Annotated in this window: 19 protein-coding genes; 6 read left to right on the forward strand and 13 right to left on the reverse strand. The window is 53.2% G+C overall.

What is annotated here, in order from left to right:
• Positions 1 to 10: 10 nt before the first annotated feature.
• Genes RAL90_RS13175 through RAL90_RS13185 form a run of 3 tightly spaced genes read right to left on the reverse strand, consistent with a single transcriptional unit; the run spans position 11 to position 3001 of the window.
• Positions 11 to 892, reverse strand: coding sequence for a F0F1 ATP synthase subunit gamma (locus tag RAL90_RS13175; protein ID WP_306251374.1), 882 nt, complete (start codon positions 890 to 892; stop codon positions 11 to 13).
• Positions 893 to 901: 9 nt separating this feature from the next.
• The gene (gene atpA / locus RAL90_RS13180; protein ID WP_306251376.1) at positions 902 to 2434 is read right to left on the reverse strand and encodes a F0F1 ATP synthase subunit alpha; all 1533 of its coding nucleotides are present in this window, start codon (positions 2432 to 2434) and stop codon (positions 902 to 904) included.
• 6 nt (positions 2435 to 2440) lie between these two features.
• Positions 2441 to 3001: a F0F1 ATP synthase subunit delta gene (locus RAL90_RS13185; protein ID WP_306251378.1), complete on the reverse strand. Its 561-nt coding sequence runs from the start codon at positions 2999 to 3001 to the stop codon at positions 2441 to 2443.
• 409 nt (positions 3002 to 3410) lie between these two features.
• Between RAL90_RS13185 and RAL90_RS13190 the strand changes: the two genes are divergently transcribed.
• On the forward strand, positions 3411 to 4304 hold the full coding sequence (locus RAL90_RS13190) for an ABC transporter ATP-binding protein (protein ID WP_306251380.1): 894 nt from the start codon (positions 3411 to 3413) through the stop codon (positions 4302 to 4304).
• A gap of 16 nt (positions 4305 to 4320) precedes the next feature.
• On the forward strand, positions 4321 to 7905 hold the full coding sequence (locus RAL90_RS13195) for a M1 family aminopeptidase (protein WP_306251381.1): 3585 nt from the start codon (positions 4321 to 4323) through the stop codon (positions 7903 to 7905).
• Between the two features lie 31 nt (positions 7906 to 7936).
• Here the strand turns inward: RAL90_RS13195 and RAL90_RS13200 are convergent, their stop codons facing one another.
• Both RAL90_RS13200 and RAL90_RS13205 read right to left on the reverse strand, forming a co-directional pair.
• Positions 7937 to 8602, reverse strand: coding sequence for a CPBP family intramembrane glutamic endopeptidase (locus RAL90_RS13200; protein WP_306251383.1), 666 nt, complete (start codon positions 8600 to 8602; stop codon positions 7937 to 7939).
• Positions 8599 to 9090 (reverse strand): MarR family winged helix-turn-helix transcriptional regulator, encoded by a 492-nt coding sequence (locus tag RAL90_RS13205; protein ID WP_306251386.1) that lies wholly within the window; start codon positions 9088 to 9090, stop codon positions 8599 to 8601. The genes RAL90_RS13200 and RAL90_RS13205 overlap by 4 nt, the downstream gene beginning before the upstream one ends.
• A 109-nt stretch (positions 9091 to 9199) precedes the next feature.
• On the opposite strand from RAL90_RS13205, the gene RAL90_RS13210 reads away from it, so the two are divergent.
• The gene (locus RAL90_RS13210; protein ID WP_306251388.1) at positions 9200 to 10105 is read left to right on the forward strand and encodes a DUF2785 domain-containing protein; all 906 of its coding nucleotides are present in this window, start codon (positions 9200 to 9202) and stop codon (positions 10103 to 10105) included.
• On the opposite strand, the gene RAL90_RS13215 is transcribed toward RAL90_RS13210, so the two are convergent.
• The 3 genes from RAL90_RS13215 to RAL90_RS13225 are packed head-to-tail and all read right to left on the reverse strand — an operon-like array spanning position 10106 to position 12245.
• Positions 10106 to 10516 (reverse strand): PaaI family thioesterase, encoded by a 411-nt coding sequence (locus tag RAL90_RS13215; RefSeq protein ID WP_306251390.1) that lies wholly within the window; start codon positions 10514 to 10516, stop codon positions 10106 to 10108.
• Between the two features lie 37 nt (positions 10517 to 10553).
• A complete protein-coding gene (locus RAL90_RS13220; RefSeq protein ID WP_306251392.1) occupies positions 10554 to 11036 on the reverse strand; it encodes a PaaI family thioesterase in 483 nt (160 codons plus the stop codon).
• 51 nt (positions 11037 to 11087) lie between these two features.
• Entirely contained in the window at positions 11088 to 12245 is a 1158-nt protein-coding gene (locus RAL90_RS13225; RefSeq protein WP_306251394.1) for an MFS transporter, read from the reverse strand.
• Positions 12246 to 12387: 142 nt separating this feature from the next.
• Between RAL90_RS13225 and RAL90_RS13230 the strand changes: the two genes are divergently transcribed.
• Entirely contained in the window at positions 12388 to 12930 is a 543-nt protein-coding gene (locus RAL90_RS13230; RefSeq protein WP_306251397.1) for a glutathione peroxidase, read from the forward strand.
• Between the two features lie 28 nt (positions 12931 to 12958).
• Here the strand turns inward: RAL90_RS13230 and RAL90_RS13235 are convergent, their stop codons facing one another.
• Complete coding sequence (locus RAL90_RS13235; protein ID WP_306251399.1) at positions 12959 to 14674, reverse strand: lytic transglycosylase domain-containing protein; 1716 nt, start codon at positions 14672 to 14674, stop codon at positions 12959 to 12961.
• A gap of 138 nt (positions 14675 to 14812) precedes the next feature.
• On the opposite strand from RAL90_RS13235, the gene RAL90_RS13240 reads away from it, so the two are divergent.
• A complete protein-coding gene (locus tag RAL90_RS13240; protein ID WP_306251401.1) occupies positions 14813 to 16132 on the forward strand; it encodes an AarF/ABC1/UbiB kinase family protein in 1320 nt (439 codons plus the stop codon).
• 6 nt (positions 16133 to 16138) lie between these two features.
• Here the strand turns inward: RAL90_RS13240 and RAL90_RS13245 are convergent, their stop codons facing one another.
• From RAL90_RS13245 to RAL90_RS13260, 4 genes are all read right to left on the reverse strand, one after another.
• Complete coding sequence (locus RAL90_RS13245; RefSeq protein ID WP_306251403.1) at positions 16139 to 16477, reverse strand: hypothetical protein; 339 nt, start codon at positions 16475 to 16477, stop codon at positions 16139 to 16141.
• Positions 16478 to 16545: 68 nt separating this feature from the next.
• Positions 16546 to 17418 carry a fatty acid desaturase gene (locus RAL90_RS13250; protein WP_306251405.1) on the reverse strand — a complete coding sequence of 291 codons (873 nt, stop codon included), beginning with the start codon at positions 17416 to 17418 and terminating at the stop codon, positions 16546 to 16548.
• A gap of 163 nt (positions 17419 to 17581) precedes the next feature.
• Positions 17582 to 18007, reverse strand: a complete 426-nt coding sequence (locus RAL90_RS13255; RefSeq protein ID WP_372340480.1) for a fasciclin domain-containing protein — start codon at positions 18005 to 18007, stop codon at positions 17582 to 17584.
• Between the two features lie 232 nt (positions 18008 to 18239).
• A complete protein-coding gene (locus RAL90_RS13260) occupies positions 18240 to 18458 on the reverse strand; it encodes a hypothetical protein (protein WP_306251409.1) in 219 nt (72 codons plus the stop codon).
• A gap of 98 nt (positions 18459 to 18556) precedes the next feature.
• Between RAL90_RS13260 and RAL90_RS13265 the strand changes: the two genes are divergently transcribed.
• Positions 18557 to 18916, forward strand: coding sequence for a DUF1428 domain-containing protein (locus tag RAL90_RS13265; RefSeq protein WP_306251411.1), 360 nt, complete (start codon positions 18557 to 18559; stop codon positions 18914 to 18916).
• Positions 18917 to 18921 lie beyond the last annotated feature (5 nt).

Raw genomic sequence — 18921 nt, forward strand, 5'->3', positions numbered from 1 at the left:
GCTCAAATTCCTAAACACTCTCTGCACCGGCAATGATCTCAATCAGCTCGGTCGTAATCTTGGCCTGACGCGCCCGGTTGAACTGCAATGTGAGATCATCAATCATTTCACCAGCATTGCGCGTCGCATTGTCCATGGCTGTCATGGAGGCTGCCTGCTCAGAGGCCGCATTTTCAAGCAGTGCCCGGAACATCTGTATAGCAACATACCGCGGCAACAATGTTTTGAGGATTTCCTCCTCATCCGGCTCATACTCGTACACAGCACCAGCGAGATCAGGCATATCCGCATCTTCTGGTGCTTTTGCCGGGATGATCTGGAGTTCAGTTGGCACCTGGGTCAACACATTCTTGAACTTGCCAAAAAACAGATGCGCAATATCGAATTCGCCTTCATCAAAACGCGACAGAATATCGTCTGCAATTTCCTTGGCATTCGCAAAGCCGACTTTCTTGACCTCGGAAAGTTCAACGGTCTTGATAATCAATTCACCGTAGAGTCGCTTCAGCTGGTCCCGACCTTTTTTCCCGATACAGATGACTTTGACCTGTTTGCCTTCACCCTGAAGGCGCACAATCGCTTCACGCGCCTTGCGCACAATATTGGTGTTGAAGGCACCACAAAGACCACGGTCAGCTGTTGCCACGATCAAGAGATTGACTTTGTCTGACCCATTACCTGCCAGAAGCTTTGGCGCATTTGAAAGGTCACCAACTCCACTGGCAAGATTAGCCAGCACCGCCTCCATACGCTCAGCATAGGGACGCGCCATGGTGGCCGCTTCCTCTGCCTTGCGCAGCTTGGCTGCGGCAACCATTTGCTTGGCTTTGGTGATCTTCTGCGTCGACTTGACCGACCGGATCCGGATTTTCAGTTCGTTGAGGTTCGCCATCTGGCTTCCTTACGCAAAGTTCTTCGTGAAGTTGGTCAGGATGTCCTTCAGCTTGGCTTCAGACTCATCTGACATTTTCTTCTCATCACGGATTGTTGCGAGCAAGTCGGCGTGGTCGCCATGTACGTGACGCAGCAGTTCCTCTTCGAAACGTCCTACGTTCTTTACAGCAATACCATCCAGATAACCTGCCGTGCCGGCATAAATGACAACGACCTGCTCTTCCATTTGCAACGGAGAATATTGCGGTTGCTTAAGCAGTTCCGTCAGGCGAGCACCACGGTTCAATGTCGCCTGGGTCGCGGCATCAAGATCCGAGCCAAACTGGGCGAAAGCCGCAAGCTCACGATACTGGGCAAGCTCACCCTTAATCTTGCCAGCCACTTGTTTCATCGCCTTTGTTTGCGCGGCAGAACCAACACGCGACACGGAAAGGCCAACATTCACAGCCGGGCGGATGCCCTGATAGAACAGATCGGTTTCGAGGAATATCTGACCGTCTGTAATAGAGATCACGTTGGTTGGAATATAGGCAGACACATCGTTCGCCTGCGTCTCAATGATCGGCAAAGCCGTCATTGAGCCAAGACCATTATCCTCGTTCAGTTTCGCTGCACGCTCCAGCAAGCGGGAATGCAGATAGAAAACGTCACCCGGATAAGCTTCACGCCCTGGAGGACGACGCAACAAGAGGGACATCTGACGATAAGACACAGCCTGCTTCGAGAGATCATCATAGATGATCAGTGAGTGCATGCCATTATCGCGGAAGAATTCACCCATGGCACAACCGGCAAAAGGGGCGAGGAACTGCAAAGGTGCAGGCTCGGAAGCCGTCGCCGCTACAACGATGGTATATTCCAGCGCGCCATTGTCTTCCAGCGTTTTCACAATCTGGGCAACCGTGGAACGCTTCTGGCCGATCGCCACATAAACACAGAACAGCTTGCCTGAGTCATCTGCAGCAGACGCATTCACATCTTTCTGGTTCAGGATAGTATCGACACAGATGGCTGTTTTGCCTGTCTGACGGTCACCAATAACCAATTCCCGCTGCCCACGACCCACAGGGATCATGCCGTCAATCGCCTTAATGCCTGTCTGAACAGGCTCGTGCACTGATTTACGCGGCAGGATGCCAGGCGCCTTCACATCCACGAGACGGCGCTCAGCAGCCTCAATCGGCCCCTTGCCATCAATCGGATTACCCAGCGGGTCAACCACGCGGCCAAGCAGGCCCTTGCCAACCGGCACTTCCACAATGGTTTCAGTCCGCTTGACTGTATCGCCTTCTTTAATATCCCGGTCTTCACCGAAGATCACGACACCGACATTATCTGTCTCGAGGTTCAGCGCCATGCCTTTTACGCCATTGGCGAACTCGACCATTTCACCGGCCTGAACATTATCAAGGCCATATACACGGGCAATACCGTCACCGACGGAGAGCACCTGACCGATTTCTGAAACCTGCGCATCCTGATCAAAATTCTTGATCTGCTGCTTCAGGATCGAGGAAATTTCTGCTGCTGCGAGTTCCATTTGTTTCTACGCCTCTTTCATGGACATTTTGAGTTGTGTGAGTTTGGTGCGCAGGGATGTGTCCACCATGCGCGACCCGACTTTGACGACAAGACCGCCGAGCAGGCTTTCGTCAGTTCTGGTTTCAAGATTGACGCCCTTGCCGATACTGGCCTCAATTTCGCTGCGCAGGCGCTTCACCTGCTCATCAGAGAGAGGCACTGCCGTTATCGCTTCGGCACTGACCTCACCGCGGGCATCAGCTGCCAGTTTGCGAAAAGCCTTGATCATGGCCGGCAACGCGAAAAGGCGCCCATTATAAGCCATCAGCCCTGCCACATTCCTGATGAAGGCGTGCGCCTTGCCGGCGTCCAGAAGGCTCATGATTGCTTTCTGCTTGTCTTCACGCGCAAATAGCGGATTGCTGATGAGGTTCTGCAGATCGTCTGACTGATCTATCGCAGTGGAGAGATCAACAAGGTCTTTCTCGACTGTGTCGAGGGCTTTTTCGTCAGCAGCCAGATCAAACAGGGCTGCAGCGTATCGCCCGCCTATCTCCGCTCCGGCTGAACTTGTTTTGCCTGCCATCTTTTGTTCGTCCAATCACAGCCGGGGTGGCCGTATCGTCTTATTTAGTGTGGTGTGCGCCAGAATAAAGCGCACTGGGCTATCTGAATATCCGCTTCAATGCATCGCCCCCAAAAAGAGCTAACCCACTGAAACTTCACATCTTTCAAAAACGCGGCCTTGCCTGTCAGCAACGCCGCGCCTGAATTTCCGCGGGGTCTAGCACGGGTTATCACAAGGGGCAACTGCCGTTTGCTGCACTGCGATGAAATGTCGTTTGCTGGCGCATATTCGATGACAAAGCCCTGCAAAACCCTCGCAAACATTAACTTTTGGCTGTCCAGACGGCTTCCTGCTTGTCACCCGGGAGCCGACACTATATCGTAATCAGCTACTTGGGGCGTTTAAGAATTGTTGAGGGGCTGGCGGGATGCTTGAAATTTCCGGACTGACGAAGACGTATGGCAATGGTGTGCGGGCGCTGGATGGTGTCAATCTGTCCATCCCGAAAGGCATGTATGGCCTCCTGGGACCGAACGGCGCCGGCAAGTCTACCCTGATGCGTACAATCGCCACCCTTCAGAAACCTGATAGCGGCGCTATCGGGTTCGATAGCTTGAACGTGCTGCAAAACCCGGAAGGCCTGCGGCAGAAACTCGGCTATCTACCACAGGATTTCGGTGTCTATCCGCGTATTTCAGCAGTGGCGCTGCTCGACCATCTGGCCGCCCTCAAAGGCATTACAAACGCCAAAGAGCGCAAAGAACTTGTGCTGGAGCTGCTGCGGCAGACCAACCTTTATGATGTGCGCAAGAAAGCGCCGTCCAGCTATTCCGGCGGTATGCGCCAGCGCTTCGGTATTGCGCAGGCACTGATCGGTGACCCCAAGCTGATTATTGTAGACGAACCCACAGCCGGTCTCGACCCGGAAGAGCGCAATCGCTTCCACAATCTTCTGTCGGAAATCGGTGAGAATGTTGTTGTTATTCTCTCTACCCATATTGTTGAAGATGTGGCGGACCTGTGTCAGCGCATGGCGATCATGAACAAGGGCCGTATCATGATTGAAGGGACACCGGCAGAGTGGATTGCCGACGTGGATGGAAACATCTGGCGCAAGGTCATCAAGAAAGCTGACCTGCCGTCCTATCAGGAGCGGTATGCCGTGATCTCCACCAGGCTCATGTCCGGCAATACCGTGATCCATGTCTTTGCAGAGGGTGACCCCGGTGACGGCTTCGAACAGGTTCCCGCGACACTGGAAGATGTTTATTTCGCGATCATCCGCGGTGCGATAGAGCCTGTTGCCCCGGCGGGCCGTTAGGTCGGGGGGCGCAACCATGTTTGGATCCATCCTCCGCTTCGAACTGGGCTACCAGATGCGTGGCCCGGTTTTCATCGCAATCTTTCTGATCTTCGGCCTGCTGACATTCGGTGGCGTGACGCTGGATAATGTCTCTGTCGGCGGCACCGGGGCAGTCAATGTCAACTCGCCTTATGCGGCTTCACTGAACATGCTCATCTGGAGCCTGTTCGGGATGATTATTCCAACCGCGTTCCTTTCCTCAGGCATCTTGCGTGACAAGGGTTTCGTGACAGAGGAAATGTTTGGTGCCACTCCCGTGAACCGGCGCACTTTCATGCTGGCACGGTTTGTCGGCGGCTACATTGTGACAATGCTCGCCTTTGCTGCCGTCCCGGTCTTCTTTCTGCTCGGCTCAGTCATGCCCTGGCTTGACCCAGAAACAGTCGGCCCGTTCAATCCGGGTCAGGTCTTCTATATCTTCCTGCTCTTCGGTGTGCCGAATATGCTGATTGTCGGCATGATCCTGTTTTCTGTGGCGAATTTCACGCGCTCAACCATCGCCACTTATGTGGCACTGGTCGGTGTTCTGATCGTTTACTTTGTCGGCAATGCTCTGGTGAATGATCCGGAACTGGTGCGCATCACCGCCCTGCTGGACCCGCTGGGACTTCAGGCATTCGGCGAAGTAACGCGCTACTGGACGGCGTTTGAGCGGAACACACAGGTGCCTGCTCTTGAAGGCATCATGCTGGAGAACCGCCTGCTGTGGATAACAGTCGGCATTGCGCTTTTACTGCTGAATGTCTTTGCCTTTCCCAATGGCTTTTCCGGCTCCCTGATCAAGCGCAAGGGCAAGCCCGGCAGTGCAGAGGAACTGTTTGTACCGACTGCCGTCCATCTACCGACCCTGACACCTGCTTTTTCCGCTGGCACCTCACGCTACCAGTTCTGGCGACGGACCCGCTTCGAAACGATGGGCGTTGTGCGGAACATTGCGTTCTGGGTGCTGCTGGCCCTTGGCATTTTCAACAGCCTGGGCGGCCTGATGAACCTAAGCGCTATTTACGGTACCCCCTCCTATCCGATCACCCGGGTAATGGTCGATGTACTGCTGGGCGCTTTTTCCATCGTGCCCCTGATTATCGCCATTTACTATGCAGCCGAACTGGTATGGCGCGAGCGTTCTGTCAAATTTTCGGAAATCATAGACGCAACCCCGGCCCCCAACTGGGTCTTCGTTCTGTCCAAATTTCTGGCAATGGTACTCGTGCTCGCAGCGCTGGTCATCACCAGTATGCTGACGGCCATTCTGGTGCAACTCAGCATGGGGTATGATAATCTTGAGATTGGTCAGTATGCCCTGCGCCTTGGCGTGGACTTCATGGCTGGCTTCACCATTCTTGCGGTCATCGCCATTTTTGCACAGGTGTTTTTCAACAATCGCTGGGCCGGTATGATCGCCATGCTGGTATATCTCATCGGTACGCTGGTTCTGTTCAATCTCGGATTCGAGGACAATCTCTACATTCCGGGTGCGATCCCCGGTGGGCCTTACTCCGATATGAATGCCTATGGTCATTACCTCGGCATCACAGCGTGGTGGACCCTCTATTGGGGTTTCTTTTCGGTCTTTCTCATTGTGCTGACTTACATGTTGTGGAGTCGCGGTGCCCTTGAAACCATCGGCAAGCGCGTTGCCGGTTTGCCCGGTCAGTTCCGGGGCGGTGCAGCAATTTTCGGTGGACTGGCGCTGGTCGGATTTGTTGCTACAGGTGCCTGGATTTACAACAACACGCATATCAGAAACGCGTATGTCACATCGGAGATGGGTCGAGACCGGGCAGAAGCCTATGAACGAGCCTGGGGCAGTGTTGATACATCAGCACAGCCAAAGATCACAGATGTGGATGTGGCGCTAGATATCTTCCCGTATCAGCGCGGATATGATGTCCGCATGGAATATGTGCTTGAGAACAAAACCGACGCACCGATCAATGAAATCCATATTGATTATGCCTGGGGCGCAAGAGTTATCTCGCAGGAGATGCAGGGTGCGCGCCTGACGACAGATGATCGCGGTATGAACCATTATGTGTTCACAACCGACAGGCCAATGCAACTCGGCGAGCAGCTGACCTTTATGGCAGAAATCCAGAATCGCAATCCGGGTTTCCGTAATGCTGGCAACCAGACGACAACAAACTATAATGGCACCTTCATCCCCAGCGGGGAGAGCCTGCCAGGCATTGGCATCAATCCGGGCAAGTTTCTGGGTAACCGGCAACAGCGTCGCCAGCGCGGCTTACCGGATCAGGACCGGATTCCGAAACTTGAGGATGAAAGCCAATGGTCAACCAATGCCTTGCGCGGCGACAGTGACTGGGTGAGCTTTGCGGCAACAGTTTCCACTGTGCCGGACCAGATCGCGATGGCCCCCGGCTATCTTGAGCGAGAGTGGACGGAAAATGGTCGTCGCTATTTCCGTTATGTCATGGATGCGCCAATACAGAATTTCTATTCGTTCCTATCCGCACGATATGAGGTTGCCGAGGACAGTTGGCGCGATGTAGACCTGCAGGTACTGTATCACCCGGAACATGGCTATAATGTCGAGCGTATGATGGAATCCATGAAGGACTCCTTCGACTACTTCACCGACGCGTTCTCCGATTATCAGTACAAACAGATGCGCATTCTGGAATTTCCAGCATACGCCACCTTTGCACAATCATTCCCGAATACTGTACCGTATTCAGAGAGTATCGGCTTCATCGCCGATCTGCGTGACCCGCGAAACATAGATTATGTTTATTATGTCACGTCACACGAAATGGCTCACCAATGGTGGGGGCATCAGCTGTCTGGTGCAAATGTGCAGGGCATTACCATGCTCATTGAGACATTTGCTCAGTATTCAGCCCTGATGGTGATGGAAAAGGCTTATGGCGAAGAACATATGCGCCGATTCCTGAAATGGGAGCTGGATTCCTATCTGCGCAACCGTGGTGTAGAAGCACGCGCCGAACTGCCGCTCTATCGTGTCGAAAATCAGGGCTATATCCATTACCGCAAGGGCTCGCTGGTGATGTATGCTCTGAAAGACTATATCGGCGAAGACGTGGTCAATCGTTCTCTCGCCCGGATGCTTGAGGAATGGGCCTACAAATCCGATCCCTACCCCCGATCTGTCGATTATCTGAAAATCCTGCGCGAGGAAGCAGGGCCTGAGCATGAACAGCTCATCACAGACCTTTTTGAGAAAATCATGCTATGGGACATGCGCGTTGATGCAGCCAGTGCAACGCAAAAAGCTGATGGCAACTGGGACGTGATACTGACAATCGAAGCGCGCAAACTTGAAGCCGATGATCAGGGTCAGGAAGAAGAAGTCCCGCTCGACATGATGATTGATGTTGGCTTGTTCTCAGAAAACCTGCGTGACGTCTATGACGGCACAGATCACATTCTGACCTTCGAGAAACAGCGTATCGTCTCAGGCACCAACGAGTTCAGGTTTACCGTATCGGAAAGGCCGCTTTATGCTGGTGTTGACCCTTACAACAAGCTGGTGGAACGGAACTCCGATGACAATCTGCGTCGGGTCGATGTCACTGAGTAGAGTCTGGCTCTACTCAGGTTACAGGCCGACCTTACGGCGCGTGGTAAAGGGCAAGCAGGCCGATTGTGTTATTAAACCCATGTGCCAGCGCAGCCGGCCAGATCGCGCCGCGTGGCGCAAGCACCAATGCACCGAAGACCAAACCACTGATGGTTGAACTCGCAACACCTGCGGGGCCCTGATAGATGTGCACGAATCCGAACACGACTGCCTGCAGGACAAGCGCCAGCAGCATCGCCACGCGCCCTTTCCCAAGCGACGCCGCTATGCCCCGCATAAGCACCACACGAAAGGTAATTTCTTCCCCAAAAGCTGCGACAGTCCAGCTTAGCAACAATACAGACAGCAATACCCCGAGGTCTCCACTCACAGTATCAAAGCGGCCCAGATCACGCCCTGCGCCAAAAAGCTCCCCCCATACAGGCCCCAGCCATGCGCCGCTGGCCTGTAATATGAGGACGCCAAGTACCGCCAATCCAATATCACGCAGTTCAGGTGGGCGAAAAAACCCGACCCGCTGCATGGAAACACCTGGCCGACCCAACGCAACGGCAAAGAAAATGGTGCCGGCGATGTAGAGGAAAGTGGCATACTCTGCATAAGCACTCAGAATTGAAGGTGCGTATGCAGATAACCGCAGGAGCCCTACCATCACGAGTAACAGCGCAAAAGTCAGCGTTAAAATACGTATGCTCATGGCTTGTTCTGCTTCTCACCTTTCAGGTGACGTTGTTGCCCATCAAAAACGCCATGTGCTTTCAGCAAACTTGTGAGGTTATTTTTCAGAGAAATAATCTCCTCATCGTCCAGCTTATCATATAGAGACTTCTCTACGTAGACAGACAGTATTTCTCTGGACTGTTCGAATGTTTTCCTGCCCGCTGGCGTCAGCACCGCACTTAATGAACGCCTGTTGCCGGGCACTTCCTGGCGTCTGACCAGACCTCTTTTCTCCAGTCTGTCGAGCATTCGCGTGATGCCAGCTTTGGAAAAATAGATCCGGTCGCCAAGCTCAGACAACATCAACACTCCGTCATTGACACTCAGTTGCTTGAGCAAATCCTGCTCGGAGAGACTGATACCGAGTTCCTCTCTGAAGGCTCTCTCAAGCCCCTGACGCAGATAGGTCCCGGCATGGATAAGGTTGACCCACGCTTGCATCCAGTCGCTTTTTTCAATTCCCATATATTTTGTTTACCTAGCAACTGTTTCTTTGTCAACAATAAGCCTTGCCTCTCTGTAACTACGCGGCTTCACCCCCCTCAGCTAAACTGATGAGGAAATGAGGGAAAAAATGAAAAAATATCTCGCCTCCATAACGCTGGCTGCCTGCACATTTTCACCCGCAATGGCCACAGAAGCGCCTGCCTGCTCTCCTCTGGGGATGGATAAAACATCCGTGATGGCATTGCGTGAAGCCGAATTCACCCTTGAGAATGAAGCGAAATATCAAACTCTGGCTATGGATCTCATCGCCTGCCTTGGCCACCCGGACCCTGATCTGCGTGACAAGATCGGATATGAAGGACTGTCAAAGCTCATGCGCGAAAAACGCATTTCAGCTGCGCAGATTGTTGATGTCGGCAAGACACTGATCGAGAAGATAAATGAGCCGGATACAGACGGATTTTTACGACCATTCGCCGCACTGGTATTATCTGAAGTGGCTCGTGCAGACCGAATAGACGATATCCTGACAGCGGGTCAGCGCCAGGTTCTGATTGATGAGGCCACTGCCTATATCAGTGACATCACAGACTATCGCGGGTTTGATGAAGACGAAGGCTGGCGACATGGTGTCGCCCACGGCGCAGACCTGTTGATGCAACTGACCCTCAATGACGCGCTGGACCGGAAACAGATTCTGCAGATACGCGATACTATCGGTGCCCAGATTATGGCTTCAAACGAGCATTTTTACCTATACGGGGAGCCGGAACGACTGGCGCGGCCAATCCTTTTTGCCGCACGCCGCGGACTGATCACCGAAACAGAATGGACGGCATGGTTTGAAACTATTACAGCACCTGCGCCGTTCGACAGTTGGGGGGATGTCTTCTTTTCTCAGGAGGGTCTTGCCAAGAGACATAACCTACGCGGCTTTGCCATGGCAATCTATGTGAATGCGGATGTAAGCAGCAATGAAAATTATAAAGTGCTTTTGTCGGGTGCCTTGGCAACGCTTGGCCAAACCAATTGACTACCCCAGCAACTTAACCATCTGGGTCTGAGTGACAATAGCAGCGAGCTTACCGTTTTCACGCGTAACCCGGGTCTGCCATACTTGGGTCGAGCGCCCAATATGTAAAGGCGTAGCGTCAGCATAAGCGATTTCACCGGCAGGCACACTTCCCATTAAATTCGTTTTACTTTCGATCGTGGTTGTCGTGGCACCACTTGGCAGATTCAGGATCGTGCCCATTGCGCCCAGGTTATCCGCAAGCGCCATAATCGCACCACCATGAAGAATCGGCGTTGCGGTCGTCAGCTCGTCAGAGACGAACAATTCTGCCACTACCCTTTCCCTGGTTGCGTTGGTCACTTTCATTCCAAGCAATTTCGCGAAAGGCGGCGCCATCTGGTTAAAAGCATCTTTCATGTCGTCACTCATATTCAACTCTTCATGTTGGTATTCAGATCATGGCATTTTACTGCTTCAGGAACTGATCCGCACCCAATTCTTCCATCTTGCGGATGGCCTTTGCGGCAGCCGCTTTTGCCACCAAGCGCCCTTCCTCGTCTATCCAGTCCGCCTCAACAAACCCGGTCGTGCGCCCACGACTGATGAGCCGCCCTTCGATGCGGATCAATCCGCGCTTCATGGGGCGAAACATCCGTGTTGTTAGTTCTGTTGTTGTGAACCATTCCCCATCTTCCAGGGCACTTGCCATGGTCATGGATACAATATGGTCAGAGAAGCCTGCGATCCAGCCACCAAAAACACGCGCGCCTTCAATATCGCGTTGCCCCTCATTGGGCCATTCATACAGTGTACGTCCGTAACTTACTTCCTTGAGCCACAAATCCGGTCGAATACCGAGATTTTTCAACCGCGGTGGCATCTCCCACTGGCCGTTGCGCAAAGCGGTGAAGAATTTTTCCTGTTGTTGGGATAAAGCTGTTCTGGTCATTCCTCATTCCTGTTGTGAGCCAATTTCTCCCGATACATGCGGGCAAGTTTTTTAGGTACGATCAGCGTCATTCGATAATGTCAGCGCCAGACAAAGGGCCGAAAACGCAACCAGCGCACCAGCATATCCTACTGCTGGCAGACTCGAGAAGGCGATGACGCTACCGCCAAGGGCTGCTCCCAGTCCCTGGCCGAGGAAAATCATTGAACCATTTAGCGCAAAGGCGACAGTTGCCGCCGGGCCGGCCGCCGCGGCAAGGCGAACCTGCGTGATTGGCGCCATGGCAAACAGCGCCCCGGCGCTGAACACGGTAACCAGTGCGAAAAGCGGGATGTCGATGACACCCAAATCTGCCCTCATCCCCATGACATAAATCATCTGTGTCGCGATTATAACAGCTGCAAGAACGGCGATGGTCTTCCGGGCTGCCATCCCGGCAAGCCGCGCGCCCAAGGCAAGGCCAGCGATACTACCGAGCCCAACAAACACCTGCATTGCCGCAATCGCCCCACCTGTCAGCCCTGTACTCAGGGTCACAACCGGCCCAACAAAGGCAACAGTTGTAAAAGTCGCAATAAAAGCAAGAAGGGTCAGAAGCATCAGTTTCGAATTGGCACCAGAGAGTGCCATCCTGAAAGCACCCGCAGGCGGCGGCGGCGGTAACGGCACCCTCGGGGCAAAAGCCGCTATAGCTGCCAGAACAATCGCCGATATGCAGGCCGCAAACCAAAATGAACCACGCCAGCCAAACAGATCACCAATCACACTGCCCAGTGGTACGCCTAAAAGGAACGCCATCGTGTTGCCCGCAAAAATAATCGCAAGAGCGCTCGCCCGTTTTTCTGGCGCGACGAGCCCGACGGCAATCATCGACGCCAACGGCACCGTTAACGCCCCCAGAAAGCCGGCAGCAATGCGAGCGGCAACAAGAAAGGAAAACCCGGGCGCCAGCGCCGAAGCGATATTTGTCAACAAGACAATGCCCATGACCGTCACCAGCAACAGGCGCCGATCATATTGACCTGTCATTCTTGCCAGCATCGGCCCACCGATGGCACAGGCCACGGCAAAAGCGGTCTGCAACTGCCCGGCAGCAGCGATACTGACATCCAAGTCTGACGCCATCGGCTCCAACAGACCAGTAAAAACATATGCGCTGGTCCCAAAAGCGAAAGGTGCCAGCGGCAGGATATAAAGACGTGGGTTCACTCAGACATACCTTGTTTGATTATCAGACTGGGCTGTGCCCGGCGCAATGTCATGCACAAATCGCAGTCCGGAGAAACCGAAAGCGGGATAGCCGAGGGCAGGACAACCGCCTATACTCATACCCAACCAAAGGAGATTGACCATGCTGAGAAAATGGATCGCTATCATGATGGCCTGCGTGATCCCGGTGACAGTCGGTCCTGTTTCAGCTGAAAGCGAAAGCAACGCCTATGGCTTTTCCTTTGTCAGTCTGTATGGGGAAGATATGCCCCTGGCTCAATACGAAGGCAAAGTATTGCTGCTTGTCAACACCGCCTCACGTTGCGGCTTCACGCATCAGTATGACGCGCTGCAAACACTTTGGGAAACATATCAAGATGATGGATTGGTCGTCATCGGCATACCCTCGAATGATTTCGGCGGGCAGGAACCAGGCTCAGAACAGGAAATCAAAAAATTCTGTGAAGCAAACTTCGGCATCAATTTCCCAATGACCGAGAAGACCGTCGTCACTGGCAGCAACGCACACCCGTTCTATCAATGGATCAGCTCACAAAAGGGTGCCCCGCGCTGGAACTTCCACAAATATCTGATCGGGCGTGATGGTCATCCGGTAGAGGCTTTCACTTCTTCAGTCGAACCCATGTCAGAAACGCTGACCGGCGCCATTGAAGCCCTGCTATGAGTTTCATCAGCTTCACAATGGAATTATACTAATCCAGACGCTGATAGAATGGCTGTTGTCCAGCCGCCGCCGCATCCCGGCTGGGTGCTGGCTGACCGAAACGATCCCGGTAAATCCACATATTGGTCATGACATGCTCGACGAAGTCACGCGCTTCAGGGTTGGGGATTGATTCAAGCAGCAGGAGTTGATCCGTAATACCGGAAGACGCTTTGAACCGACGCAGATTTCCCGGGCCCCAGTTATAGGAAAGTGCCATATCGAAAAGATCCCCGTCCGTGTACCGCGTCAGCAAGCTCTCCACATAGGATTGACCCAGCTGCATATTATAGCCGGGATCTGCCAGGCGGCTGCGCCCTGATCGATATTGCAACGATTGATCACCGGAAACATAGCTTGCTGTACGTGGCATCAACTGCATCAGACCAACGGCCCCAACGCGACTGCGCGCATCTGTCATGAATTTGCTTTCCTGGCGGATCAAACCAAACAGCAAAGCCCGGTCAATGGTAAAACCGCCATTGGGGACAAAATCAGGTACTGGATAAAGCCCTGGTTGTAGTTGGAAATTTTCAGGCCGTTCAGCATCCGAAGCCAATGCCATTGTAACTTGTGCCGCCCATAAGTTCAAATCGAATGCGACAGCCATCAGCGCGACATCATCCGTATCACTCAACTCACCATGGGCCCAGCGCAACTCCTCCTGCGCCTTGCTGTATTGCCCGGCCTGCGCTAGCGCAGCAGCCCGTCTTACACGATCATTTCGCCGCGAGAGGTCTGCCCAGTCAGACGGTGTCAATGCTGGTGAGGCCCAGTTGATACTGGCCTTCCGGCCGAGTTGAGCCAGGGCAAGCTGTCCATAGAATGTGTACGGATATTGTGCTGCGATCTCCAAATTCGGTATAACGCTATCAACCTGCCCTGTTTTCAACGCCCCGCGCGCTGCCCAAAAACCTGCAGCAGAGCGCAGTTCCGGCTCCTGATATGGTACGGATGCCATGCGCGCGAAAAAGTCTGCAGCAACGGCATGATCGCCATCACGCCAATGGGTAAGGCCTGCAATCCAGTAGGCTAGAACAGCGACATCGCCATTGCGCTGTGCAACATCGGTGGCAATCTGTTTCGCCTTGCCGGTTTTTTCATTGTAGAAATAGGATGCTGCAATCCATGAGCGGATACGATCATATTGTGCTGTGGAAAGCTGGCTCCTGTATCTGCCCGCATTGATATAATTCAGCGCTTGTGTTGGCCTGTCATCCTTGTTCAGGAAGCGGATATAATTTTCTATCCGCCTGACCTCCGCCAGATTTGCTGCTGTCGCATAATCCTGCTTCACTGTCGGGTGGAGCCAGCGCTCTTCATCATCCTGCGTGCGCCAGCGGCGCGGTGTCGGGCGCAAAGGACGCGCTGCGCCGGACGGGCGACGTTTTGTCGCCAGCGTGTAAATCGCGTCAGCCCCCGGGTGGTCAGCATAAGCATCAAGCCAGCGCTTGAGCTCTGCAAAGGAAGAACGATAGGCCGTGGGATGCATATAGCGTTGATAGAGTACATGCCCCATCAAGCTCTTGTCAGAGAGCTGCCCGATCAACCGATCCGCTTCCAGCCACTGCCCGGTTTCCTGCACCTCAAAGATACGGGAATAGGCTTGTGCGTCAGCGTCGCTCAGCGGTCGGGCAACCTGCGCTGCAGCAACATGACAAAATGCCATCAGTGCACTGGCCATAATCACGCAAAAACGGATCATTAAACTCTCCCTGTTGAATTTTTCCATTTTACGACAGTTTGCCCCGTTGGCTAGGGTCAGGCCCCGGGTTTGACGCCAGGCTGTCATTATTCGCGTCCATAACTATATCATCCTTGAAGCAGAGCAGGATATTTCCCCATGGCAGAGCATGATGAAGATAACGGCAGTGCAGTGCCCAGCCACCGGTTGTCACGTCTTGCCCGGTTTACCGGCCTTGCCGGCAGCATAGCTGGCAACATGGCTGTTGAAGGGGCGAAGCAACTGGCCCGCGGGGACCGCCCTGCCATGTCCGATCTGTTGCTCACACCTGCAAATGCCCGAAAGGTCGCCGACCAGCTGGCAAATTTGCGCGGGGCCGCGATGAAAGTTGGCCAGCTTCTCTCTATGGATGCCGGTGAGCTGCTACCGCCAGAACTTGCGGACGTCCTGTCTCGCCTGCGCGCCTCTGCTGAACCAATGCCCGCCGCGCAGCTGCGCCGCGTGATGAGCGACAGTTGGGGCCGGGACTGGTTACGAAATTTTTCGCGGTTTGATGTGAAGCCCGTTGCTGCTGCATCCATTGGCCAGGTACACAGGGCCAAGACCCGCGATGGCCGCGATCTGGCCGTAAAAGTTCAATATCCGGGGGTTCGTGAAAGCATCGACAGCGATGTGGACAACCTGGCAACCCTTATCCGGATGGCTGGTGTTCTGCCACAGGGCGTAAATGTTGCACCGCTCCTGACGGAGGCAAAACGCCAGTTGAAAGAAGAGGCGGATTATATTTGCGAAGGCGCATACCTGAAACGATATGGCGACCTTCTGGAAGGCGCGCAGGATTATCAGGTGCCAACCTTCCACGCAGATCTCACAACACAAAACGTTTTGTCCATGGACTATGTTGGGGGAGTGCCCGTGGAAAGCCTGACTGACGCCCCGCAAGAAGAGCGCGACCATGTCGTCACACTACTGATCAACCTGGTCTTCCGGGAGATGTTCGACTTCAACCTGATGCAGACTGATCCGAATTTTGCCAATTACCGTTATGACCGGGAGTCAAGACAACTTGTCCTTCTGGATTTTGGCGCAACACGCGAGATTGATCCTGCTTTTGCCGGGAAATATCGGCAGCTTATGGTCGCAGGTCACGATCGTGACCATGAAGCCATCAAAAGGGCTGCCATTGATATCGGTTTTTTCGATGAAGCAACAGATTTGGCACATCAACAACTGATGGCAGAAGTTTTCGAGATTGGCCTTGAGCCACAGCGTCAGACTGGCCCTTTCGATTTCGGCAGCACAGACCTTGCAGAGCGATTACGCGAGAAAGGCCTGGAAGTGCGCAAGGACCGGGATTTTGCGCACTTACCGCCAATCGATTCGCTTTATCTACACCGTAAATTTGGCGGTACTTATCTGCTGGCCAGTCGCTTGAAAGCCCGGGTGGATGTCAACAGCATTGCCAGTCAGTATCTGTAAGGACGTTCACGCGCGCTGTGCACCAAGCATGATTTCCCGTATGTTTCCGTTGGTCTGGAATGTCAGCCACAAAAGATAGGCGCTCAGGAACAGCATTCCACCAAATGCACCCATCACGGCAAGCAGCAAACCAATCGCAGAGAAATGATGACGCCAAGCAAGCCATGTCGCCGACAGAACAAGAAAGCACATGAAATCCAGATTGAACTGGCCCGGCCAGGCCATCTTTGCCATATCGCCAAAGAAAACGGGAATAAGCCCAATACCATGATTGGAAATAACGCTTCCCGTATAGACCAGTATGGTCAGAAACAGAACGATCAGTAAACCACGAAATGCCATCATGGTGTTCACTCCCTTTTTGTATCAGCAAAGATTACCCCAGCCTGTGGCAAAAGCCATTACCTGCGAGATCATGATTTCTGATCAAAGCCCGGATAAATGGCTGCGCCCGCAGCTATTAGTTCTTCGGAATGCCGCTCATACAGGCTTTTGTATCGGTAGAAGGGCACTTTGGGGTAGAGATGATGAATCAGATGATAGTTCTGAAACAGATACAGCCAGGTAAACAACTGACCGCGCACCCCTTGCGGCGTACCCAGCAGGCGTGAATTATCCAGCGGCGTGCCCACCTCTAGGTCATGATGTGGCGCCCAGTCGAGGATGAATGCCAATACAGGATACACAAGAAACGAGGGCAGTATCCACATCCAGAACACCTCAGCGCCATAGCCGCTCAGTATCAACACTGCCGCGATGGCCATAGGCACGGTTTGCTCAAGCAGACAGCGGGTGAGAAAAGCTGCGCGCGCCGGCATGTCTCGTGTCCACTTGATAACATGGTATTGATAATGCGGATAATGCGTCAGCAGGCGTAACAAAAGCGCAAAAGAATTACGACCTGATATCCAGGCATCCGGATCCTTTTCCGGATCATTTGTATGGGAATGATGGCGCAGGTGAATATAACGGTGCATGGTAAGCGAATGGAATGGTACAGAAAAAAACAGGGTTCCAAAAAAAACATTCAGCCATGAAAGATGCGTGTGACGACCAATGAGACTGTCATGGATGATTTCATGTCCCACAGTATAACCCGCAACAAAAGCTGCCAGGTTGATCATTCCAGCAAGCCATAACGGCATAACGCCGGACAAAGCCAGCGCCGTGGCTGTGATGATCACTAGCAGGGTACCGACCCCAAGCCAGAATGTGACCCAGGCAAAGCGCCCGGTTTCCTGTTTGGCATCGGCTCTCAAATTTACGAGAAGGCCAAGATTACTCACTATCCAACTCTATTCCTGCGCAACATCGTTATCGATAAATTCAATACTCTTTGATAGTACACATAAATTTACCGCAGGCATAGTCTCGGCTTTAACAGTCCTGATAATCAGAGATCAGGAAGAAACGGGCAGCCGACATTGCCGACTGCCCGCGCTGGCAATATTAGTGATGCTTTGGAGGCAACAGCACCTTGTCGATCACGTGGATAACGCCGTTGGACGTCTTTACATCAGCGATCACGACATCCGCATCATTGATGGTCACGCCGTTGTCGAGATCAATATTGATTTTTGCGCCGTTCACGGTTGCCGCCTGCATATCATCCTGCAAGTCCGTTGACAGCACTTTTCCGGCAACGACATGATACGTCAGTATAGAAACAAGCTGATCCTTGTTTTCAGGTTTCAGCAGCGTTTCAACAGTGCCAGATGGCAGCGCGGCAAAGGCAGCATCAGTTGGCGCGAACACGGTGAACGGCCCTTCTGAACGCAATGTCGCCTCAAGGCCTGCAGCCTGCACGGCAGCAACCAGTGTATTGAACGACCCATTGGCCACAGCTGTGTCAACAATGTCGGCCTTGGCAGACATTTCAGATTTGCTTTCATAATTGCCAGCATAGGCAACAGTCGTCGGGCCGGCCGCAGCAATGGCTGCTGCCGTGAGTTTGAGTACGCGTTTCATGGGATACCTCCTTAAAATAACGCCAGTGAAGCCCGCGAAGCGAGCAACTTAGTTACGTCCCCAGATACGTACCCGCTGGCAAAGAGGATCACCGCGCGCGCATTACCTTTTGGTCAGGATTTCCGACAGCCAAACCTTCTCAGTCACACGGAATAATTTCCGAGACATAATCAATGTTGACGAAAGAGAACGCGCCGCCCTCCTGCACAATGCGCAGGAACTTGTCGTTGGAAAAGTCAGGGTCCTGCTGGAAATCGACCCAAACCGCCCCTTCACCCTTGTAACTGATCGTCTGTACTTCGACATCCTGATACATCAGCGCGTCCTTGTTGCGCCGGAAATGCACGTCATATCGCATCGACTGTTCCTTCACTTGCCATTCATATCAATATACGGCCTCTTGCCAATCAGAGCCAGAGGGCCCAGGCTGCAAAAGCGTCAACTCAGGAGAAACCCATGACATATGTAGATGGTTTTGTGTTCGCTGTACCAACCGCCAACAAGGAAAAACTGCGCGAACACGCGCTGCAAATCGACCCGCTTTTCATCGAATATGGTGCACTCAAAGTCGTCGAGTGCTGGGAAGATGATGTGCCCGAAGGCGAAGTTACATCCTTTCCGCTTGCTGTAAAGCGGCAGGAAGGTGAAGCCATCTGCTTTTCCTGGGTCATCTGGCCCTCGAAAGAAGTGCGCGATGGTGCCATTGAAAAAATGATGGCCGACCCCCGCATGGAAGAAGAGGGAAGCAAGATGCCATTTGACGGCAAACGTATGATTTTTGGTGGCTTTCAGCCACTGGTTGAGCTGTCCGCCTGAGGCAT

This window comes from Parvularcula sp. IMCC14364 (assembly GCF_030758415.1).
GTDB lineage: Bacteria > Pseudomonadota > Alphaproteobacteria > Caulobacterales > Parvularculaceae > Aquisalinus.

Bases quoted from the DNA above. Each gene is read 5' to 3' on its own strand.
- RAL90_RS13255 (WP_372340480.1), bottom strand. From the start codon at position 18,007: ATGTCTGCCAAGGCCGACATTGTTGACACAGCTGTGGCCAATGGGTCG.
- RAL90_RS13260 (WP_306251409.1), bottom strand. From the start codon at position 18,458: ATGCGATATGACGTGCATTTCCGGCGCAACAAGGACGCGCTGATGTAT.
- RAL90_RS13195 (WP_306251381.1), top strand. From the start codon at position 4,321: ATGTTTGGATCCATCCTCCGCTTCGAACTGGGCTACCAGATGCGTGGC.
- RAL90_RS13215 (WP_306251390.1), bottom strand. From the start codon at position 10,516: ATGAGTGACGACATGAAAGATGCTTTTAACCAGATGGCGCCGCCTTTC.
- RAL90_RS13175 (WP_306251374.1), bottom strand. From the start codon at position 892: ATGGCGAACCTCAACGAACTGAAAATCCGGATCCGGTCGGTCAAGTCG.
- atpA (WP_306251376.1), bottom strand. From the start codon at position 2,434: ATGGAACTCGCAGCAGCAGAAATTTCCTCGATCCTGAAGCAGCAGATC.
- RAL90_RS13230 (WP_306251397.1), top strand. From the start codon at position 12,388: ATGCTGAGAAAATGGATCGCTATCATGATGGCCTGCGTGATCCCGGTG.
- RAL90_RS13200 (WP_306251383.1), bottom strand. From the start codon at position 8,602: ATGAGCATACGTATTTTAACGCTGACTTTTGCGCTGTTACTCGTGATG.
- RAL90_RS13185 (WP_306251378.1), bottom strand. From the start codon at position 3,001: ATGGCAGGCAAAACAAGTTCAGCCGGAGCGGAGATAGGCGGGCGATAC.
- RAL90_RS13240 (WP_306251401.1), top strand. From the start codon at position 14,813: ATGGCAGAGCATGATGAAGATAACGGCAGTGCAGTGCCCAGCCACCGG.
- RAL90_RS13205 (WP_306251386.1), bottom strand. From the start codon at position 9,090: ATGGGAATTGAAAAAAGCGACTGGATGCAAGCGTGGGTCAACCTTATC.
- RAL90_RS13210 (WP_306251388.1), top strand. From the start codon at position 9,200: ATGAAAAAATATCTCGCCTCCATAACGCTGGCTGCCTGCACATTTTCA.
- RAL90_RS13245 (WP_306251403.1), bottom strand. From the start codon at position 16,477: ATGATGGCATTTCGTGGTTTACTGATCGTTCTGTTTCTGACCATACTG.
- RAL90_RS13265 (WP_306251411.1), top strand. From the start codon at position 18,557: ATGACATATGTAGATGGTTTTGTGTTCGCTGTACCAACCGCCAACAAG.
- RAL90_RS13190 (WP_306251380.1), top strand. From the start codon at position 3,411: ATGCTTGAAATTTCCGGACTGACGAAGACGTATGGCAATGGTGTGCGG.
- RAL90_RS13235 (WP_306251399.1), bottom strand. From the start codon at position 14,674: ATGATCCGTTTTTGCGTGATTATGGCCAGTGCACTGATGGCATTTTGT.
- RAL90_RS13220 (WP_306251392.1), bottom strand. From the start codon at position 11,036: ATGACCAGAACAGCTTTATCCCAACAACAGGAAAAATTCTTCACCGCT.